General features: G+C 70.0%; 19 protein-coding genes. 10 read left to right on the top strand and 9 right to left on the bottom strand.

All coding sequences use genetic code 11. The features are described from left to right. Positions 1-170: 170 nt before the first annotated feature. Positions 171-1691 (top strand): sulfatase family protein, encoded by a 1521-nt coding sequence (locus QSK18_RS13150; protein ID WP_232808883.1) that lies wholly within the window; start codon positions 171-173, stop codon positions 1689-1691. An 18-nt stretch (positions 1692-1709) separates the two neighbouring features. On the opposite strand, the gene QSK18_RS13145 is transcribed toward QSK18_RS13150, so the two are convergent. Beyond that, the gene (locus tag QSK18_RS13145) at positions 1710-2204 is read right to left on the bottom strand and encodes a MarR family winged helix-turn-helix transcriptional regulator (protein WP_232808884.1); all 495 of its coding nucleotides are present in this window, start codon (positions 2202-2204) and stop codon (positions 1710-1712) included. Positions 2205-2245: 41 nt separating this feature from the next. Between QSK18_RS13145 and QSK18_RS13140 the strand changes: the two genes are divergently transcribed. From QSK18_RS13140 to QSK18_RS13130, 3 genes are all read left to right on the top strand, one after another. After that, positions 2246-3187: a DMT family transporter gene (locus QSK18_RS13140; protein ID WP_285619151.1), complete on the top strand. Its 942-nt coding sequence runs from the start codon at positions 2246-2248 to the stop codon at positions 3185-3187. Positions 3188-3298: 111 nt separating this feature from the next. Beyond that, entirely contained in the window at positions 3299-4039 is a 741-nt protein-coding gene (locus tag QSK18_RS13135; RefSeq protein WP_232808886.1) for a neutral zinc metallopeptidase, read from the top strand. A gap of 44 nt (positions 4040-4083) precedes the next feature. Then, a complete protein-coding gene (locus tag QSK18_RS13130; protein ID WP_285619150.1) occupies positions 4084-4584 on the top strand; it encodes a RidA family protein in 501 nt (166 codons plus the stop codon). A gap of 67 nt (positions 4585-4651) precedes the next feature. On the opposite strand, the gene QSK18_RS13125 is transcribed toward QSK18_RS13130, so the two are convergent. After that, positions 4652-5110: an Hsp20/alpha crystallin family protein gene (locus QSK18_RS13125; protein ID WP_232808888.1), complete on the bottom strand. Its 459-nt coding sequence runs from the start codon at positions 5108-5110 to the stop codon at positions 4652-4654. Between the two features lie 253 nt (positions 5111-5363). Here QSK18_RS13125 and QSK18_RS13120 point away from each other — a divergent pair, with 253 nt between their 5' ends. Further along, entirely contained in the window at positions 5364-5813 is a 450-nt protein-coding gene (locus tag QSK18_RS13120; protein WP_232808889.1) for a hypothetical protein, read from the top strand. Between the two features lie 7 nt (positions 5814-5820). Here the strand turns inward: QSK18_RS13120 and QSK18_RS13115 are convergent, their stop codons facing one another. Next, positions 5821-6324, bottom strand: coding sequence for a hypothetical protein (locus QSK18_RS13115; protein WP_285619149.1), 504 nt, complete (start codon positions 6322-6324; stop codon positions 5821-5823). A 745-nt stretch (positions 6325-7069) separates the two neighbouring features. On the opposite strand from QSK18_RS13115, the gene QSK18_RS13110 reads away from it, so the two are divergent. The 3 genes from QSK18_RS13110 to QSK18_RS13100 are packed head-to-tail and all read left to right on the top strand — an operon-like array spanning position 7070 to position 11672. Next, positions 7070-8065 carry a 3-oxoacyl-ACP synthase III family protein gene (locus QSK18_RS13110; protein ID WP_232808891.1) on the top strand — a complete coding sequence of 332 codons (996 nt, stop codon included), beginning with the start codon at positions 7070-7072 and terminating at the stop codon, positions 8063-8065. Further along, positions 8062-10704 carry an alpha/beta fold hydrolase gene (locus QSK18_RS13105; RefSeq protein WP_285619148.1) on the top strand — a complete coding sequence of 881 codons (2643 nt, stop codon included), beginning with the start codon at positions 8062-8064 and terminating at the stop codon, positions 10702-10704. Before QSK18_RS13110 ends, QSK18_RS13105 begins: the two co-directional genes overlap by 4 nt. After that, complete coding sequence (locus tag QSK18_RS13100) at positions 10701-11672, top strand: NAD-dependent epimerase/dehydratase family protein (protein ID WP_285619147.1); 972 nt, start codon at positions 10701-10703, stop codon at positions 11670-11672. The genes QSK18_RS13105 and QSK18_RS13100 overlap by 4 nt, the downstream gene beginning before the upstream one ends. Here QSK18_RS13100 and QSK18_RS13095 read toward each other — a convergent pair whose 3' ends face one another. From QSK18_RS13095 to QSK18_RS13075, 5 genes are all read right to left on the bottom strand, one after another. After that, entirely contained in the window at positions 11673-13274 is a 1602-nt protein-coding gene (locus QSK18_RS13095) for a GGDEF domain-containing protein (RefSeq protein ID WP_285619146.1), read from the bottom strand. Positions 13275-13317: 43 nt separating this feature from the next. Beyond that, entirely contained in the window at positions 13318-14001 is a 684-nt protein-coding gene (locus tag QSK18_RS13090) for a hypothetical protein (RefSeq protein ID WP_285619145.1), read from the bottom strand. Between the two features lie 38 nt (positions 14002-14039). After that, the gene (locus QSK18_RS13085; protein WP_285619144.1) at positions 14040-14462 is read right to left on the bottom strand and encodes a VOC family protein; all 423 of its coding nucleotides are present in this window, start codon (positions 14460-14462) and stop codon (positions 14040-14042) included. A gap of 194 nt (positions 14463-14656) precedes the next feature. Further along, complete coding sequence (locus QSK18_RS13080; protein WP_285619143.1) at positions 14657-15295, bottom strand: response regulator; 639 nt, start codon at positions 15293-15295, stop codon at positions 14657-14659. Further along, positions 15283-16683, bottom strand: a complete 1401-nt coding sequence (locus QSK18_RS13075) for a sensor histidine kinase (RefSeq protein ID WP_285619142.1) — start codon at positions 16681-16683, stop codon at positions 15283-15285. Before QSK18_RS13075 ends, QSK18_RS13080 begins: the two co-directional genes overlap by 13 nt. A gap of 111 nt (positions 16684-16794) precedes the next feature. Between QSK18_RS13075 and QSK18_RS13070 the strand changes: the two genes are divergently transcribed. Continuing rightward, on the top strand, positions 16795-17952 hold the full coding sequence (locus tag QSK18_RS13070) for a serine hydrolase domain-containing protein (protein ID WP_232808899.1): 1158 nt from the start codon (positions 16795-16797) through the stop codon (positions 17950-17952). Between the two features lie 286 nt (positions 17953-18238). Here the strand turns inward: QSK18_RS13070 and QSK18_RS13065 are convergent, their stop codons facing one another. Then, positions 18239-19048 (bottom strand): hypothetical protein, encoded by an 810-nt coding sequence (locus QSK18_RS13065; RefSeq protein ID WP_285619141.1) that lies wholly within the window; start codon positions 19046-19048, stop codon positions 18239-18241. A gap of 150 nt (positions 19049-19198) precedes the next feature. On the opposite strand from QSK18_RS13065, the gene QSK18_RS13060 reads away from it, so the two are divergent. After that, positions 19199-19918, top strand: coding sequence for a calcium-binding protein (locus QSK18_RS13060; protein ID WP_285619139.1), 720 nt, complete (start codon positions 19199-19201; stop codon positions 19916-19918). The last annotated feature ends 140 nt before the right edge of the window (positions 19919-20058 follow it).

Genomic DNA, 20058 nt, shown 5'->3' with positions numbered 1-20058 from the left:
ACCAGGAGTTTTCGGCCGATCCCCATCGGGGGTTCCGGAATTTCACCGGGACCCCCGGAACTTTTGCCCACGTCCCACATTCTCTACCAGATTAGTAGACTAATCTGGAGTCCCCCTGACACTCTCACCCGCACCGCTACCGCGGTGGCGGCACAAGGAGGTGCGCAACCGTGCGCAACCCGTGGCGGGTCCTGCCCCTGACCGGCTTTCTGATCACCGCCCTGGTGGCCTGCGGCACCCCGCCGGCCACCACGTCGATCGTCGACCGGCCCGCCGAGGAACCGCTCGTCCAGCCGGTGGTCCAGCCCGCCGCCGGCGGAAACGGCGACCCCAACATCGTTCTCGTGCTCACCGACGACCTGTCGATGAACCTGCTGAAGCACATCCCGGCCGTCCGCACGATGCAGCAGCAGGGCACCACGTTCGAGAACTACTTCGTCAACAACTCGCTGTGCTGCCCCTCCCGCACGTCGATCATGACCGGCCGCTACTCGCACAACACCGGGATCTGGACCAACGGCACCCCCGACGGCGGCTACCAGGCCTTCCGCGACAAGAAGCTGGACCAGGACACTTTCGCCAGCGACCTGCGCAAGGCCGGCTACCGCACCGCGATCATGGGTAAGTTCCTGAACGACTACCAGCCGGGCAGCACGAAGTCACCGTCCGGCAACCAGCCGGCCGGCTGGGACGAATGGTCGCTGGCGGCCAGCGGTTACGCGGGCTTCAACTACAACCTGAACCAGAACGGCGAGGTCGTGCACTACGGCCGCAAGCCCAAGGACTACCTGACCGACGTCATCTCCCGCCGCGGCCAGGACTTCATCCGGCGCTCCGCGGCCCGCGAACAGCCCTTCCTGCTGGAACTTTCCACCTTCACCCCGCACAAGCCCTACATCCCGGCCCCCCGCCACGCCGGCCTGTTCAAGAAGGCCAAGGTGCCGCGCGGGAAGTCGTACGACAAGGCGAACACCAACCCCTCGGCCTGGATGCGCGCGCGGAAACTGACCAAGGCCCAGAAGAAGCTGATGGACGAGCAGTACCGCCAGCGGCTGCGCACCGTGCAGTCGGTCAGCGACCTGATCGTCGACATCAAGGGCCAGCTGCGCCGCAGCGGCGTCGAGGACAACACCTACATCGTGTTCACCTCCGACAACGGTTACCACATGGGTGAGCACGCCCTGGTCTCGGGCAAGATGACCGCGTTCGACACCGACATCCACGTGCCCCTGGTGGTGACCGGCCCGGACGTCCCGGCCGGCCAGAAGGTGTCCGCACTGGGCCAGAGCATCGACCTGCGGCCGACTTTCGCCGACCTGGCCGGGGCCCCGCGCCCGAAGAAGGCCGACGGCCGCAGCCTGGCCCCGCTCTGGCGGGGTGGTACCAACAGCCGGCAGTACGTGCTGATCGAGCACCGGGGCCCGCTGGTCGACCCGAACGACCCGGACCGCGAGGTGTTCCGCAGCCCGAACCCACCGGACTACACCGCCATCCGCGGCAAGTCGTGGCTGTACGTCGAGTACGTCACCGGGGAGCGGGAGTACTACGACCGCAAGAAGGACCCGCTCGAGCGGCGCAACGTGGTGAACCAGCTGTCCCAGAAGAAGTTGCGCAGCCTGCACCGCAAGCTCGAGGCGGCCGAGAAGTGCAAGCGGCAGGCCGCCTGCCTCAAGGCCCAGTCACTGACCTGACCCCCTGGCTGGGCCGGTTCAGCCTTCGAACCGGCCCAGCCAGCGAGTCAGCAGCTCCTCGAGCGTGCGCCTCTCCAGCGGACTGAAATGCTGCAATAGTCGCTGCTCGTTGGCCATGTGCGCGGTGTACGCCCGGTCGATCAGCTCGCGCCCCTGCGGGGTCAGCGCCACCACCCGGCCCCGCCCGTCCACCTCGCTGACCCGCCGCGAGACCAGCCCCGCCTCGACCAGCCGGTCCAGCCGCTTCGTCATCGCCCCGGTGGTGACCATGGTGTTCTGGGCCAGCTCGCCCGGCGCCCGCTCGAACGGCTCTCCCACCCGGCGCAGGGCAGCCAGGACGTCGAACTCCCCCTCGGTCAGACCGAACTGCCGGTACACCTGCACCAGTTCCTGGGTGAGCGCGTTGGCCAGGCGGTGCAGGCGGCCGATCACCGCGACCGGGCTGGAATCCAGATCCGGTCGTTCCCGGGACCATTCGGCCATCACCCGGGCCACATGATCAGGCGTGCTCATCGGCCGACTATATAGCTTCCCGGGAAGCTATATTAGCTTCCATGGAAGCTAACGTCCGCTGGGTGGCGCTCACCGCCGTCGCCCCCATCGTCTTCGGCTCGACGTACTACGTCACCAGCCACACCCTCCCTGCGGACCATCCGTTCTACGGCGGGGCCCTGCGCGCCCTGCCGGCCGGTCTGCTCCTGCTGCTGATCACCCGACAGCTACCCAAGGGCTCCTGGTGGTGGCGATCGCTGGTGCTCGGGGCACTGAACTTTGGGGCGTTCTTCACCCTCATCTACATCACCGCCCAGCTTCTGCCCACCAGCGTCGCCTCGACCACCATGGCCACCTCTTCGGTGATGCTCATGCTGTTGGCCTGGCCCCTGCTGGCCGAGCGGCCGCAGGTGTTGGCGGTGGCGGGCGCCGTGGTCGGGATCGCCGGGGTAGCCGTGATGCTGCTGGGTAACTACGGCGGGGAGGGCATCGACTACCGCGGTGTTCTGGCCTCCCTGGCCGCCATGATCCTCTCCAGCCTGGGCGCGATCCTGACCAAGCGCTGGAGCCCGAAGATCAACATCCTGGCGCTGACCTCCTGGCAGCTGATCGCCGGCGGCCTGATCATCCTGCCGGTGGCGATCGCGGTGGAGGGCGCTCCCCCGGCGATGACGGCCGAGCGTCTGGCCGGGTACGGCTACGTCACCTTCGTGGCCACCGCCCTCGGGTTCACCCTCTGGTTCAACGGCCTCAAACGCCTGGACGCCGCCACCGTGGGCCTGATCGGGTTGCTCAACCCGGTGTCCGGGGTGGTGCTCGGGGTGCTCCTGGCCTCCGAGCCGTTCGGGGTGCGGCAGATCGTCGGGGTCACCCTGGTCGTCCTGGGCATCCTGCTCGGCCAGCCGATCGCCCGGCGCCTGCTCACCGGACGGCGCACTGCACCCGCGGGCACCCCCTCCGAGCCCACCTCGGTGGAGACCGGGGCACCCGCGAAAAGGCAGTGATCGCAGGCGGCCTGGGCCCGCGCCGGAGAACCACCGAAGACCTGAGGACGATCGGCGCCTCTGAGTCCTTCGGGTCGCCGTTCGATCTTGGTTGACTTACTCTCGGACGATATGAGCGTCTTGCGTCGTGTGCGGCCGGCCAGCCGGAGCAGGTCTCTCCGGCTCGGTTCGGCCGGCCTGACCGCCCTGCTCCTGCTGTCCGCGTGCGCCTACGCCGAAGACGGCTCGGTGGGCACCGGTCCCGACTCCGGCGGCAGCTCCCAGTCCGGCGCCGACGAGCTGAAGACCGACATCGACACCTCGATCCGGACCTCGGAGAGCTACTGGGAGTCGTTCTTCGAGTCCCAGGGCGGTCAGTTCACCCCGGTCCAGGGGGTGATCCCCTACGACGAGGAGGGCGACGGCGACTGCGGCGGCGAGCCCTTCGTGCTCAACAACGCCTTCTTCTGCCCGGTGGGCAACTTCATCGCCTACGACCAGAACTTCATCGCCGGTCAGTACCAGGCCATCGGCGACGCCTTCGTGTACTACCTGATCGGCCACGAGTACGCGCACGCCGTGCAGGACCTGCTGGGCATCCAGCACCGCCTGACCATCCAGCACGAACTGCAGGCCGACTGCATGGCCGGTGCCTATCTGGGCGACTCGGTCCGGGCCGACGTGCTGGCCGTGGAGGAAGGCGACATCGACGAGTTACTCACCTCCCTGGCCACGGTCGGCGACCAGCCGGGCATCCCGTGGTTCGCTGAGGGCGCGCACGGCACCGGGCAGCAGCGCACCCAGGCCTTCGCCCAGGGCTACGAGGGCACTCAGGGCAACGGCAGTGCTCTGGCCAGCTGCCTCTCATCCTAGGATCCATTCTTCCAATAGCTGGATCCAATGGCTAGGGTTCGCTCATGGCGACCGACGGCCCCGATGCGCGCGCAGACCGACTCGAGCACATCGTCCCCGATTACTCGGACCCGCCGTACGGGGCGCGCTACGGCAAGCAACTGAAGGCTTTCCATCGCACCGGTTCTCTGCTGATCCTGGGCGGCATGACCCCGGAAGACCGTGACGGCACCGTGCTGAATCCGGGACGATTGGGCGAGAACCTCACCGTAGAGCAGGGTTACGTGGCTGCCCGTAAGGCAGCCGCCAACTGTCTGGGCATGATCCGCCTGGCCGTCGGCTCGCTCGACCACGTGCTGGCCCCGGTGCAGATGCTCGGTTTCGTGGCCGCCACACCGGATTTCGACCGCCACCACGAAGTGGGCGAAGGCGTGTCCGACGTACTCGCCGAAGTCTTCGGGGAGGCCGGGGCGGTGACCCGGGCGAACATGGGCGTCACCAGCCTGGCCCGAGGCAACTGTTACGAAGTGCTGCTGACCGTGGAGCTACACCCGAACACCCCCTGACCCACAACAAAGGACGCCCGACCTCGGTGGCGAGGTCGGGCATCCTTTGTCTGTTCGAGGGTTTCGGTCAGCCCTCGGTGATCTCGATGGTGCGGGGTGCGGTCTCGCCGGTCTTCGGGATGGAGACCTGCAGCACACCGTCGGCCAGGGAGGCACCGATCCGGTCGGCCGCCACGCCCTTCGGCAGCAGGGTGCGGTACTGGAACCGCCCGGCCCGACGGGCGTGCCGCTGCTCACCGTCTTCGGACTGCGCGTATTCGCCACCGACAGTGAGGGTGTCACCCTCGACGCTGATCTCGATCTCGTTCCGGCGGAAACCGGGCACCTCGAGGCTGAGCACGTAGCCACTGTCGGTCTCGCTCACGTCGGCCAGCGGGCGCCACGGACGCCGGCTCTCGGCCTGCTCGCGGCCCGCGGGACCGAACACGGACTGGACCAGACTGTCGAACTGCCGCTGCATGTCGCCGAACTCACGGAACGGATCCCACCGCACGACCGCGTCGCCCGAACGCACAGGAAGAGCCATTTCGACTCACGCTCCTTCGAAGCATCTCGTTCTCGCGACCCCTCTTCCGGGCCGCACGAAGAAGGTAACGCCGATCGGGCGCCGATGCATTCCGAAGTTGAGCCCTTATCGCTCAACTTTTCGCCCACTCGGCTGCTCACTGACGTTTGACCAGGTCAAGGGCTTGTTTTGGATTTTGGACGCTGGACCTGGCCCGGGTGCGGAGGGGCAAGATCGACGGGCGAGGGCTGGGCGAGCGGGCTACGGATAGGGCGTGACGATCAACTCAGCCCCCCAGCCGACCGGCCCGGACGAGGCCCACCGGGTGCCGGAAGGGGTCAGCGACGCGACGGTGGAGGCGCTGGGCAAGCTCTCCGAGGCGCTCGAGACGCTCGAGCAGGCCCGAGGGCACCTGTACGCGTTCCACCAGATCACCGGACGCTCGGATCTTCAGTTCGGGGAGGCGGTGGAGGCGCTGCGCACCGCCGGGCACCCCGAGCTGGCCGACCGGATCGAGAAGGAGCTGGTGGGGCACAACGTGATCGCCGGCCGATGGACGTTCCAGGTGGTCGAGGACTACGACGACGGCTACTGGTCGCTGGCCCGTGAGCTGGAACGCACGGCGCGTGAGGAGCTGGTGGGTGGGCGTCGGCACCTGTTCGAGGCCCGGATGAAGGAGGACCGGCGTACCCACGGGCGCGCCGGGCACGAGGCGCGGCCCTGAGGGAGGCTCAGGCCTTGTTCATGTCTTCGTGCCCGTCGCGACGGCGGCCGGTGATGCGGGCGTACTCGACGGACTGCTCGGACGACTGGTCCAACCGGAGGGTGAGCCCGGCCGGGCCGATGTGCAGCACCTCGCCCCAGGTGGTTCCGAGGCGCGCCTCGTCTCCGGGTACGAAGTCGGACGGGCCCCAGGCGGAGGCCGACCCCAGCGCGCTGAGCCGTTCCAGAGCCTGCCGCCCGGCTCGGATGTTCCCCGCGAGAACGCGCATCTCCTCTTCGATTTCGAAGCGCTGCGACCGGTCGGCCAGATCAGGCAGGGTCCGGCGCAGCCGCCGCAGCTGGTCCCGTTCAACGGCCAGACGCTCCCTGATCACCGCCGCACGATCGGGCGGGGCCGACGGGCGGGCGAATTCGGTTGCGGAGGAGACCTGCTCGAAGGCGGCGTGACGGCCCTGCCGGACGATGCGAACCATGTCCATGGGTGCGGTGACCGGGCTCGAACTTGGCGTCATCAGATTGCTCTCGATCAAGGGTTGCGGTGGAACGGATCTCACACGCACCGGGAGGGATCCGGCCGAGGCGCTGGCCTGCACGCCGGACGAAGGAGGCGACCGGGTTGCCGAAACAATGAAGCAGCGGACGAATTCCGGGCAGTGGTGCTCATGATCGCCTGGAAGTTGAGGCTTTGATCATCCTCTTCCATCAGTACCGCCCGACGCAAGTCTTTGCCGAATACCGTCTGACCTGGGCTGATTCTGTGATCGGGCACCTGCGATCCAGTGACGGGAATCCGTGACCGAACGAGATTCAGCGATTGCCGGGCGTATTCGACCGCAGTGACCGCTGAATGCCTGTGGGTAGCGGATGTTCGACGCTGGAACTACCGGGAGATCGGAGAGGCAGACATCAGCTGTCCCGCCGGCCGGGGAGCCCTCGCGCGAGCACGGGGCGCGCCACCTACTGTCAGCCTCGGAGAGGGCCTCCACCCCCGCAACCCGAAAACAAGGGTTTCGATATAACGACTTGATCTCGGCCGGGCGGCGGGCCACCGCGGACCACTGCGGAACGCCGGGCGGCGCTGGTTCGTCGTCACTTCATACCCGCACCTACCACGCGTATCGGCGGCCCCGCGCGAGCGGAATGCCGATTCCGTGTCAGGATGGCAGGTGGCCCAGGCCCGGCGGGACACCGAAGTCAGGACCGGACCATCCGAATCCCAGTCGCCAAGGTGAGAGAACTTTGATCAATTCTGCGGTCGTGAGCACCGGACACGCGATACCGGACGGCGTGATCACCTCGGCGGAGATCGAAGCCCTGGTCACCGAGCGCAGCCCCGGCTTCGCCATGCCGGCCGGCCTGGTCGAGCGGCTCACCGGGGTCGGCGCGCGACGTCACGCGGTGCCCGGCACCACCTCTTCCGACCTGGCCGCGCAGGCCGGGCTGGCCGCGCTGCGCAACGCCGACGTCGACCCGCTGTCGGTCGACTTCCTGATCTACTCCTCGGCCTCGCACGACGTGTCCGAGCCCGCCACCTCCGCGATCGTGCAGCACAAGATGGGCGCGCGGAACGCGACCTTCGCCGACATCAAGAACGCCTGCAACAGCTTCCTCAACGGCCTGGACTTCGCCGCCGCGGCGATCGAGACCGGTCGCGCGCGGCGGGTCCTGGTGGTGGCCGGCGAGGTGCTCTCCCCCACCATCAACTTCTCGATCGAGAGCTCCAACGACCTGCGCAAGAAGCTGGCCGCGCTCACCCTGGGCGACGCCGGGGGTGCGGTGCTGCTGGAGGCCACCGAGGAGGAGAACACCGGTCTGCTGCCCGGGCGCTTCGTCTCCGACGGCTCGAAGTGGGAGCTGTCCACCGTGCTGGCCGGCGGCAACCTGATGCCGCACGACAACTCGCGCTACTTCTTCGAGTGCGACAGCGCGGGCCTGCAGTCGCTGGCCATCGAGCACATCCCGCCGCTGATCGAGAAGTCGATCGACGAGCTGGGCTGGAAGCTCGACGAGGTGAAGCGGATCTTCCCGCACCAGGTCTCCAAGGGCGTCACCCAGGCGTTGTGCTCGGCCATCGGCTACTCCCCCGACCAGGTGGAGTTCACCCTCGACCGGTTCGGCAACAACGCCGCGGCCAGCATCCCGCTGGGCCTCAGCCTGGCCTCCGAGCAGGGGCTGATCAGCAAGGGCGACAAGGTCCTGCTGGTCTGCGGCGCGGCCGGGTTCACCGCCGGGGTCCTGCCGGTGATCTGGTGAGCCTGGAAGTGAGCCCGGAAGTGAGCAGCCCGGCGCACGGGGTCGACCCGCGCTGGGTGCGCAAGGTGCGGGTGGCCGAGGCCACCGGCGCGGTGCACACCTGGCACGTGCTCGACAACCAGGACGTGCTCGAGGCCGAGCCGGTCGGGACGCTGCTGTGCGTGCACGGCAACCCCACCTCGTCGTACCTGTGGCGCCACGTCATCGCCGCCCTGTCCACCGGCCCGCGTCCATGGCGGGTGATCGCGATGGACCAGCTGAACATGGGCTGGTCCGAGCGCACCGGCGTGCGGCGCCGGCTGGGCCTGCGGCTGGACGACCTCGACCGGCTCACCCGGGCGCTGGAGCTGAAGGGCCCGGTGGTCACCCTCGGGCACGACTGGGGTGGCTGCATCTCCCTGGGCTGGGCCACCCGCAACACCGCCCAGCTGGCCGGGGTCGCGGTGCTCAACACCGCCGTGCACCAGCCGCCCGGCTCCGCCCTGCCGTTCCTGATCGGTGCCGCCCGGCTGCCCGGCGTGCGCCGCCTGGTCACCGCCACCTGCCCGATCTTCCTGCAGGGCACCCTGGCCATCGCGCACCCGTTGCTGCGCCGCCCGGTGCGGGCCGGCTACCTCGACCCGTACCGCACGGCCGAGCGGCGCACCGGCATCGACCACTTCGTGGAAGACATCCCGGTCTCGCCCAGCCACCCCAGCTGGGACGCGCTGCAGAGCATCGTGCAGGGCCTGCCCCGGCTCGCCGACGTGCCCGCGCTGATGCTGTGGGGCCCGCGCGACCCGGTGTTCACCGACCTCTACCTGCGCGACCTGCGCGAGCGCCTGCCGCACGCCCAGGTGCACCGGTTCGAGAAGGCCGGCCACCTGGTCGCCGAAGACGCCGACGTGGCCGGCGCCCTTCGGCGGTGGCTCGAGGACGCGGTGGTGCCCACCCTGGGCGCCTCCGGCCCCCCGACCGCCGTAGGTGCGCAAACATCGTCCATTGTTCGTTCTGAGAGTTCTGAGAGTTCTGAGAGTTCCGAGAACCGCCGCCCCCTGTGGGCGCCGCTGACCGAGCGGGCCGAAGACCTGACTGCCGCCCTGGTGGAGGCGACCGGCAACGGCACCGCGCAGACCGCCAGTTGGCGCACCCACAGCTGGCTGCAGCTGTCCAACGACGTCACGCGGGTGGCCTCCGGCCTGCTCGCCTCCGGCGTCGCCCCCGGCGACCGTGTGGCCCTGCTCGTGCCCCCCGGCGCCGACCTCACGGTGGCGCTCTACGCCTGCGCCCGCATCGGCGCCGTCGCGGTCATCGCCGACGCCGGGCTGGGTCTGCCGGGCCTGCACCGGGCCATCCGCGGGGCTGCGATCAAGCACGTGATCGCCATCGACCGGGGCCTGCTCGCCGCCCGCGCCCTGCGCTGGCCGGGCCGGCGCATCTCGGTCGGCCTGCGGGCCGGCTCGCCCCGGGCCCGCGCCCTCGGCGTCAGCACCACGCTCGAGAGCCTGAAGAACTCGGCCGTCACCGAACTGCCGCCCGAACCGGCGCCGGACGACGAGGCCATGGTGATCTTCACCTCCGGCTCCACCGGCCCGGCCAAGGGCGTGGTCTACACCCACCGCCGTCTCGAGGCCGTCCGCGACGCCCTGACCCGCGCCTACGACCTGGGGCCGGAAGACCGTTTCGTGGCCGCCTTCGCCCCCTTTGCGCTGTTCGGCCCCGCCCTCGGGGTGCCCTCGGTGGTGCCCGACATGGACGTGACCGCGCCGCGCACACTCAGCGCCACCGCGCTGGCCCAGGCGGTCCGCGCGATCGACGCCACCATGGTCTTCGCCTCGCCCGCGGCCCTGGCCAACGTCCTGCACACCTCGGTCGAGCTGGGCGCCGCCGAGCGCAGCGGGCTCGACCAGGTGCGGCTGCTGCTCTCGGCCGGGGCCCCGGTCCCGGCCGCGCTCCTCACCTCGCTGCAGGCCCTGCTGCCCGCGGCCGCCCTGCACACCCCCTACGGCATGACCGAGGCGCTGCTGGTCACCGACGTCGACCTGACCGAGCTGGTGGCCGCCGGCCCGGGCAACGGTGTGCTGGTCGGCCGGCCCCTGCCCGGGGTCGAGGTCACGCTCAGCCCGCTGCAGGCCGACGGCACCGCCGCCATCGCCGAGACCACCGACAAGCCCGAGGTCACCGGCGAGATCCTGGTGCGGGCCGGGCATGTGAAGAACCACTACGACCAGCTCTGGTACACGCAGCGCACCACGTTCACCGAAGACGGCTGGCACCGTACCGGCGACGTGGGGCACTTCGACGCCGAAGGCCGGCTCTGGGTCGAGGGCCGGCTGGTGCACGTGCTCGGCACGGCCGGCGGTTTCGTCACCCCGGTCGGCGTGGAGCAGCGCATCGAGACGGTGGCCCAGGTCAGGCGGGCGGCCCTGGTCGGGGTCGGCCCGGCCGGCGCGCAACAGCTCGTCGCCGTGCTCGAGGGCGAGGCCCCCGCCGGGGTGGCCCCGCTCGAGCTGGCCGCCGCCGTGCGCGCCGTGGCCGGCGTCGAACTCGCTGCGGTGCTGGTCACCGACGGCCTGAAGACCGACATCCGGCACAACTCCAAGATCGATCGCACCGAGGTGGCCCGCTGGGCGGAAGGCCGTCTGGCGGGTTCCCGATGAGGGTTCTGGTCACCGGCGCCAGCGGTCTGCTCGGTGGTGGGGTGGCCCGGAAGCTGGCCGACCGCGGTGACGAGGTCACTGTGTTCCAGCGCCGCCCATCGTCTTTGGCCGGTGTGCGGGAGGTGACCGGCGACATCACCGATGCCACCAGCGTCCTCAAAGCAGTAGAAGGAATGGACGCGGTGGTGCACCTGGCCGCCAAGGTCAACGTCACCGGCCCCTGGGCCGAGTACGCGGCGGTCAACATCGATGGGGTCCAGAATCTTTTGGACGCCATTGAGCACGCGGGTACTCCGCGTCTGGTTCACGTGTCGTCGCCTTCGGTGGCCCACCACGGCCACGCCCTGGTCGGTGCGGGCGCGGGCCCGGCCGACCCGGAACGCGCCCGCGGCAACTACTCTCGCAGCAAGGCTGCCGGCGAACAGCTCGCCCTTGCTGCGAATGGTCCCGACCTCGCCGTCGTCGCCATCCGCCCGCACCTGGTCTGGGGGCCGGGCGACACGCAGTTGGTGGGCCGCATCGTGCAGCGCGCCCAGGCCGGCCGCCTGCCCCTGATCGGTTCCGGGGCAGCGCTGATCGACACCACGTACATCGACAATGCGGTAGACGCGACGGTTGCCGCCCTCGACCGCATCAATCATGCGCGGGGGCAGGCCCTGGTGGTCACCAATGGCGAACCCCGGCCGGTGGCCGATCTTTTCGCCCGTCTATGTACGGCCGCCGGAGCCGAACCGCCCAGCCTGCACATCCCCTTCGGCGTGGCCTGGCTGGCCGGTGCTGCAGTGGAAGGCGTTTGGGCCGCCGGCAAGCGCCGCGACGATCCTCCCCTCACTCGCTTCCTGGCTGAACAGTTGGCCACCGCACACTGGTTCGATCAGAAGCACACGCGTTCGGTGCTCGACTGGACGCCTGCGGTGGGGCTGGAAGAAGGGTTCGAGCGGCTGGGCCAGTACTACGCCAGCCACTGATCAGGGGGTGCCGCCCGCCACCCTTCCTCGGCCTTCCCGCTTGGCCACGTACAACTGACGGTCCGCCTCGGCCGTGAGGTGCGACAGGTCGGCAGCCGGACCCCGGTGCAGGCCGAGACTGATCGAGATGCTCAGTCCGGGTGCCACTTCCGACCAGGGATGCTCGCGGACCGACTTCACGATGGCCTCGGCCCGGGCCGCCCCGATCCCCCGGACGTCCGGGCACATCACCACCACGAACTCGTCCCCGCCCAGCCGGGCCGCCAGGTCGTCCGAGCGCACGTGCGAGGTCAGGATCGAGCCGATCCGGCGCAGCACCTGGTCTCCCACGTCGTGACCGAAGGTGTCGTTGACCTGCTTGAAGTGGTCGACATCGACCATCATGATGACCAGCTCGGTCTCGGTGGACCGACGGCGCCGGGAGCTCCCGGGCGGGCCGAGGGTGCGGCGGATCCGCTCCAGGTAGGCGGTGTAGGCACGCCGGTTGCCCAGACCGGTCAGCTCATCGATCAGCACCTGGTCGCGCAGGAACTCGTGCTCCGCCCGGCGCCTCTCGGCATCGATCGCCGCGCGCATCGACGTGAGCCGGCTGAGCCGGGAGTTCCAGCGCAGGGCAACCAGTTCCGAGGCGTAGGTGAGTGCAGCCGGTGGGGTTCCCGGATCGCGGACGGCCAGGTTGAGGGCCAGCAACCTCACGTGCATGGGGACGTTCGGGGTGACCGGACCGGCACAGGGCCCGGCGAGGCGGGCGGCCCGGGCCGCGTCGCCGGCCTGGTGGGCCCGGATCGCGTCGGCCACGGCCAGCATGGCCAGGTTCGGATCGTCGGCCTGTCCTTGGGCCTGCTGGGCGATCATCCGGCGGTCGGCCGGTGAGGGGCGCCCGGCCAGGGCGGCGAAGATGTCGGCGAAGGCGTGGACCATCGCCACCCAGCTCGGGGCCCAGCCGTCGTCCAGCGGGGTCAGGACGTCGGGCAGGTGGCGGACGGCATTGTGCGCGGCGGCCTTCCACTTACCCACCTCGGCCAGCGCGCAGGCCTCGTCCACGGCCATGTCGATCTTGTTCGCGTGCACCACCCGCTTCTGCCGGTGCAGCACGTCGTCCCAGAGCGGATCGTGGGCCTGCCTGAACAGGGGCTCCAGCAGGGCCAGTTGCTCGTGGGCCAGCGGCCACAGGCCCAGGGCGTGGAAGCCCCCGGCGACCTCCAGCCGGGCGGCCACCCGGTGCACCACGAGACTGTGAGCGCTGTCGAGCAGGATGACCGCGCGCACCAGAGGCTCGGCTCCGACGCGCGCCTCCAGCGGGTTCGCGCCGACCGTCGCGTCGCGCATCGCGGTAGTGGCCAGACCGAGCGCCACCAGAGCCGGATCGCCCAGTTCCTGCACGGTCTGCACCATGGCCCGGACGTGTTCGGAGTCGTCGCGGCCGGCATCACGCTCGAGCAGCGAACGGGCGAAGTGCATCAGCAGGACCACCTCGCCCCAGCCCTGCTCCCGGGCCTGGGCGTCGAGCGCGGCCAGTTCCTCGGACACGTCGTGGTCCTGCGCGGCCTCGATCAGCTCGTAGGCGGCACAAACGGCCCTGGCCTGCTCCTGGGCCGGCATTCTCTCCCATCGGCAGGCAGCGCGCCGGGGTCAAGTCCTGCGCCTAGAAGATCCACCTCAGAACCAGGAACAGGAGGAAGGCGTAGCCACCGGTCAGCCTGCGCGCGCCCGGCCTCGGGGTGGGCAGGAAGGGCGCCGGGCGAGCCAGCAGGAGGAACAGCGGCGCCCCCAGTGGAGTGGTCCACAGCCAGAACCAGGCCCAGCGGGTGGCCCGCAGGGGCTGCGGACCACCGATCAGGCGGGCCAGCACGCCCACTGACAACAGAACGTATGCGGCGGAGAGCCACTCGGGTAGATGATCCCAGCCGAAGATGCTGCCGTAGCTGTTCAGGTCGGGGGCGGTCGTGATGGAAAGGTCGGGATTCTGCTGGCGCAGGTACGGTTCGGCACCCTCGGCGTCGATCCGCGGCGCGCCTCGGTTGACGCTTCGGTCATCGCCGGAAACCACCTCGACATAGCGGCGGATCAGCCCGTCCCGCCAGTGGATGCCCTGGGTGAAGGTGCCGCCCTCCATCCACTCGCCGCTGACCGCCACCTCGCTCACCCGGCCGCTCGCGATGTCCCGTTCCAGGTTGCTCAGCCGCCCCTGCCGCTCGCCCAGGGTCGGCAGAAGGACGAAAGCGGCCAGGAACGCGCCCAGCACCCCCCACCGGACCCACTGGGCGGCCACGTTCATCCGTGACCGGCCAGGGGTTGCGGCGGGAGGGGGGAAGATCTGAGCGCTCATCATCCGAACATACGAGATACGCAGCGGGTGGAGTGCGCTCAGCCCTCGAAGGGGGCCATGACGTCGAGCACCCAGATCACCCCGAACTGGTCCGCGACCATGCCGTAGAGCTTGGCCCAGCCGGAGGGCTCCAGCGGCTCCCGGACCGTACCGCCGACCACGAGCTTGTCCCAGTAGCCCCGGATCTCGTCCTCGTCCTGCCCCCGCACCGACACGAACACGGCCTCGACACCCGGGTCGTGGGCGCGGTCGCCGGGCACGTCGAAGGCCATCACGTGGAAGCCGGCCTCGGACTGAACCTCTCCCCAGATCACCTGATCGGCCTCTTCAGGTCGCTGCACCCGGTGCGCGTCGGCGTAAGTGGCCACGGCGAGACGGCCCCCGAAGACGGACTGGTAGAACTCCAGCGCCGCCCGGGCCTGGCCCCGGAAGTTCAGGTGGACGGTGGTGGTGACGCTCATGATCTGCCTCCTTGAGCGGGTGTTTCCCGCTTCGACACGAGGACCATCGCAGGGGTAGCGGCCAGGTTGTGGCCTCTACTCCCGGGCGGATCCGGAACGCATCTCGTGGGCTCGGGCAGGTCCACCGTCGGGCACTTGGCCCCGCGCCCAGCACGCCGGCCGGACGCGGTGCGGAGGGCCTACGCTCCCGGGTCTCAGCCCTCCAGAAACATGAGCACGGCTCGCACTCTCCGGTGCCCGCTCTCCGAAGCCGCCAGGCCGAGCTTGGCGAAGATGTTGCCGATGTGCTTGTGCACGGCGTTGTCGGTGATGAAAAGGCGCTCGGCAAGGGCCTGGTTGTCCAGCCCTTCGGCCATCAGGGCCAGCACCTCCCGCTCACGAGGGCTCAGCGTGGTGATCGGCCCGGGCCGACGGTTGGCCAGCAACTGGGCCACCACCTCCGGATCCATCACCGTGCCGCCACCCGCCACCCGTAGCAGGGCCTCGGTGAACTCGCTGACTCGGCTGATCCGGTCTTTCAGCAGATATCCCATGCCACCCCCGGCGGTGAGCAGTTCGCCCGCGTACTGCTGCTCGACGTACTGCGACAGAACGAGAATCGGCAACGTGGGACGCCGCCGTCTGACCTCCAGGGCGGCCCGGATCCCCTCGTCCCGGAAGCCCGGCGGCAGACGCACGTCCACGATGGTGACGTCGGGTTCGTGCTCCTCGACCGCGGACAGGAACGCGGTCGCGTCGCCGACCAGGGCCGCCACCTCGAAACCGGCCTCGGCCAGGAGCAGTTCGAGCCCGTTGGCCAGCAGGACGTTGTCTTCGGCGATCACCACCCGCATGGCAACTCCACCTGGATCACTGTAGGCCCACCGGCCGGACTGTCGATCTGAAAACTGCCGTCCAGAGCACGCACTCGATCCCGCATCCCGTTCAGGCCGCTCCCTCTTCGGGCATCGGCCGCACCAGCACCGTCGTCGGTCACCGTCAGCCGCAACCCCGACGACGGGTGAAGACGAACCTCGACCCCGGCCGCCTGAGCACCGCTGTGCCGGGCCACGTTGGTCAGCGACTCGGCCACCACGAAGTAGACGACGGACTCGACAGCCGCAGGAAGCCTGCCGACCTCGTCCATCTCCAGCCGGGTGGGCACCGCGCACCCGGCCGTTAACGTCTTCAGCGCACCGGGCAGACCTCGGTCGGCCAAGATCGGCGGATACACGCTGCGCAACACCGCCCGCAACGACTCCATCGCGGTGCGCGCCTCCTGGTGCGCCTGCCCGATCAGTTCGCCGACGCGCTCGTGTTCGCCCCGGGCCTGAGCCTTCTCGGCCACTCCGAGCCGCACCGCGATGGCGACCAGATGGGCCTGCGTGCCGTCGTGCAGGTCGCGCTCGATGCGCCGTAGCTCGCCCGCGTGAGCATCCAGGACATCGGCCCGGGTCTCGGCGAGCACCGCGACCCGCTCGGCCAACTGCCCGGCCCGCAGGTCGGCCTCGGACGGCGCGAGCACGACCAGGCACCAGCGGGCGTAGGCCCGGGCCAACGGACCGGCCGTGGCCAGGGTGAGGGAAAGCAGAAGAAGGACCTGCAGCGGAGCGAGCGTCAGGGCAACGAGCCAACTCCGGACCGGGACCTCGACGAACAGCCGCGCGGGATCGGCCGGGCTCAGCAGCCACCAGATCGAAGCAGCCATGACGGCCTGCACGACATTGCCGACGACCAGCAGCCCCACGATGCCCAGGACCGTACCCACCACCGCCTGCACCAGCGCCCAGGCCGCCACCCGCCACCGCCCGGCCGCCCCCTCCCGCCCTACCTGCCCCGCCTGCCCTAGCCGCCCGGCTTGGTCTACCTGTCCCAACTGCCGCCCAGGCTCGGCCTCCATGCCCCGGGCGACTGCCCGGTCTTCTTCCTGGTCCCGTCCCGCCTTTTGCCCTGCCCCACTCGGCTGCCCGACGCCCTGACCGAGCCCCGACCGACTTACCAGCTGAGCCTGCGGCACCTCGTGCACCGGCCCTGCGCGTCCTTCACCTGCCACCGGATCAGCCAACCGCAGCAACCCTCGGGCTCTCTCCTGCTGCAAGGCAGCCCATCTCACCGACACCCCTGGGCGCCACAGCAGCGGCAGCATCAGGAACGCTGCCACCCCTTGGGCCAGGCCGGCCTCGATGTACCCGACGCCGCGCACCGCGTCGATCGCCCGCTCACGCATCCCATCCCCCAGCACGCGCAACAGTCTGCCGACCTCGCCGGGCCACTGGCACTACAGCCAGCTGTAGTCGATGACCTACAGCCCGGGGCACTGCGCTGCTCGGATCGCGAAAACTACTGTCGTGGCATGAATTCACGACGTCATCGCCGCCGCTCGACCGCTGCACTGCTCCTCGCCGGGCTTGCGTTCACCGCAGTTGCGGTTCCGCCGGCCTCCGCGGCCACTGCCCCACACCCGCACCCCCACCTACAGGCAGACGCCGATGCCATCACGGCCCTCGGGGTCGTCGGGGTGCAGGCAGAGCTGCTCGACCGCGGGAAGCGTTCCCTGGTCACCAGCGGTGCCGCCGATCAGGCCGGAACCTCGATGCCCCGACAGGGCTACTTCCGTATCGCCAGCACCCGCAAGTCGCTGACCGCCGTGGTCGTGCTGCAGTTGGTCGCCGAGGGCCGGCTGGGCATCGACGATCCGGTCGAGAAGTGGCTACCGGGAAGGGTTCGGGGCAACGGCAACGACGGGCGCCGGGTCACCGTGCGGCACCTGCTGCAGAACACCAGCGGCCTGCACGACGACCTGCCCGGATACACCAGTCCCACCGAGTACCTCGAGCAGCGGTACGACGTCTACACCCGTGATCAGCTGATCGACCGGGCGCTGCAGCACCGCCCAGACTTCGCCCCGGGCACCGACTGGTCCTACTCCAACACCGGCTACCTGCTGCTCGACGAGATCGCCGAACGGGTCGGCGGCAAACCCTTGCAACAGCTCGTCATACAGCGCATCGCCGGCCCCCTCGGCCTGCGCAGGCTGGTGTGGTCAGGAACTTCACCGTCGTTGCCCGAGCCGCATCCGCAGGCCTATCAGGAGTTCCCGAACCACGGCTTGGTCGATGTCACCGAGCAGGTCACCACCGATCCGGATGCCGTGCTGGCCACCACGCACGAGGTCGCCGTCTTCTTCCGGGCCCTGCTCGGGGGCAAGCTCCTGCCCGCTGCCCAGCTGGCGATGATGCGCCGGACGGTGCCGGTCAGCGAAGACATCGAACACCTTCTGCCGGGCGCCCGTTACGGTCTCGGGCTGATCAGCCGTCCCCTGTCGTGCGGCGGACTGTACTGGGGCCACGACGGCGGAGACGCCGGCTTCATCACCGTCACCGGCGCCACCGAGGACGGCAAGCGCAGTGTCGTGCTCACCATGAACACTGCCCTGGGCGGCTCCCTCGAGCAACTGGCCAGCCAGCAGCAGGCGGCCGACCGACTCGTTGACAACGCCTTGTGCAGCTGAGCTTGGCCCGCTGCCCGGGCCTGCCCGAAGTCTTCATCCGAGACCCCGCACCTGACCGGAACCCACTGATCCGCCGAGTTCTCCGATCAGAGACCCGTCCCCGTCCGCCGCCTGGCCAAGGAGCCTCCAGTGATAAACACCGAGTGCCACCTTGCGGCCGGTCTGGTCGCGGCCGTCCCGGACCACTGGCCAGGCAGGCCGGCCCACCGAACAGCCGGGCCGAAGCAGCGAACCCCTCGTTCGGCGCTGCGAACGTTCAGGATGTTCGGACCGGTCCGGCGGGAGGTCAGACCGAGACCTCGACCGCCCCGAGAACGTCCGCGTAGGCAGCAACGTCCGCCGGATCGTCCGAAAGCATCCGGAAGACCACCGCACGCGACATCGCCGCCCGGGCCGGACCGCTCGTCCAGTCGTCGAGGGCCTTGCGCGAGGCGTCGTGCCACAGCACGCTGTCGAGCACGCACACCGCATCGGCCCACAGCACCGGCCGCCAGGCCGGGGCGAAATCGATGACGACCGGGGCCCGGTTCGCATCCAGCAGAACGTTTCCGGCCAGGTCGGCATGTACCAGCTGGTCCCGTCCGATCGTGTTCTCCTGGTCGGCGGCCGCCAGAGCGCGTTCGACCAGTTCCGTCACCTCGGGCCGCCCTTCGGGCACCGGTGCCTCCCCGAAGGCGACCCGCTCTGCCCGGGCCCAGCGATCGGTGCGCTCGGGCAACCGGACCGGGCGCTGCGGAACCAGCGAGGCCAGCCGGGCGTGCAGCAGGTGCCCGGCCGCGATGGTGACGTCCAGATCCTGACAGGCCACCGAGCCGGGCTCGTAGCGGCTGGCCGCCCAGCCCTCGACCACCCAGGCCCCGTCGCGGGCCGGGACCGGCACGGCCACCCGCAGGTCCTGCGGATGCCGGGCCGGGTCCACGTCGAGCCGAACGGCCAGCCGGGCCAGCAACGGGCTCAGCCAGTCCTGGATCAGCGCGTCGCGCTCGGGGCTGAGCACCAGGTCACCGGCGCGCACGCTGCGCCCCTGACCGCCGGGCAGCGGCTCGAGGTCTTCGGGAACGGCGAACAGGTCCAGTACGTGAGGGGAGGGACGCACCCCCGAGAGTATCCAGACCGATTGATGACGCGAGTGCGACCAAAGCGGGAACGTCACCGGAGCGCGGATGGGACTTGGGAGGGACGCGCGGTCAGGGCCGCACGCGACAGCTTTGGGGCATCCCGTTCCGGCAGCGAAGGACGAAAAGCCATGGCTCGCAGCACACGCATCGTCGTCACCGGCCTCACCGCCGGCGCGCTCGGCATCGGCGGCCTGCTCCTGGCCGTCAACTCCGCCCAGGCCTCCCCCACCCCGTCCACCGCCGACGTCCACCAGGTGTCCTGCTTCGGCACCCCGGCCACCCTGGTCGGCACCGCCCGGGCCGACCAGCTCACCGGCACCGATGGCCCCGACGTCATCGCGGGCCTGGGCGGCAACGACACCATCGAGGGCCTGGCCGGCGACGACATCATCTGCGGCGGGCCGGGCGACGACACCGTGCGCGGCGGCTCCGGGGACGACTCGATCGACGCGGGCCGCGGCGACGACCAGGTCTTCGGCGGCCAAGGCGCCGACCTCGTCGAGGGCGGCGACGGATCCGACGTGCTGGCCGGCGAGGCCGACGACGACATCCTGAGCGGCGGCGACGGCAACGACCGGCTCGCCGGCGGCCAGGGCAACGACGTGCTCAACGGCGAGGGCGCCGACGACTCCCTCGACGGCGGCCCGGGGGCCGACGCCGCGATGGACGAGAGCGGCCGCAACCTGATCCGGGGCGGTCCCGGCGACGACATGCTGATGGGCGGCGACCAGGCCGACGAACTACAGGGCGGAACCGGCGACGACATCATCGCCGGCGGCAAGGGCCACGACACCATCACCGGCGGCCCCGGCCGCGACGAGACCTACCAGGACACCGCCACCGCCTGACTCCACACGCCATGGCCCCGGACAAGCCGTAGTAAGATCGGATAATCCGATACTGGCCTTGAGGGTGCGGTTTAATGGACAGTGCAGCAGCGACCGAAGACCCGTCAGCAGACGGCGGCAAGTGGGTGCGGGCTCAACTG

This window comes from Kineosporia sp. NBRC 101677, assembly GCF_030269265.1.
Lineage (GTDB): Bacteria > Actinomycetota > Actinomycetes > Actinomycetales > Kineosporiaceae > Kineosporia > Kineosporia rhizophila.
This window is presented reverse-complemented; position numbering and strand designations above follow the sequence as displayed.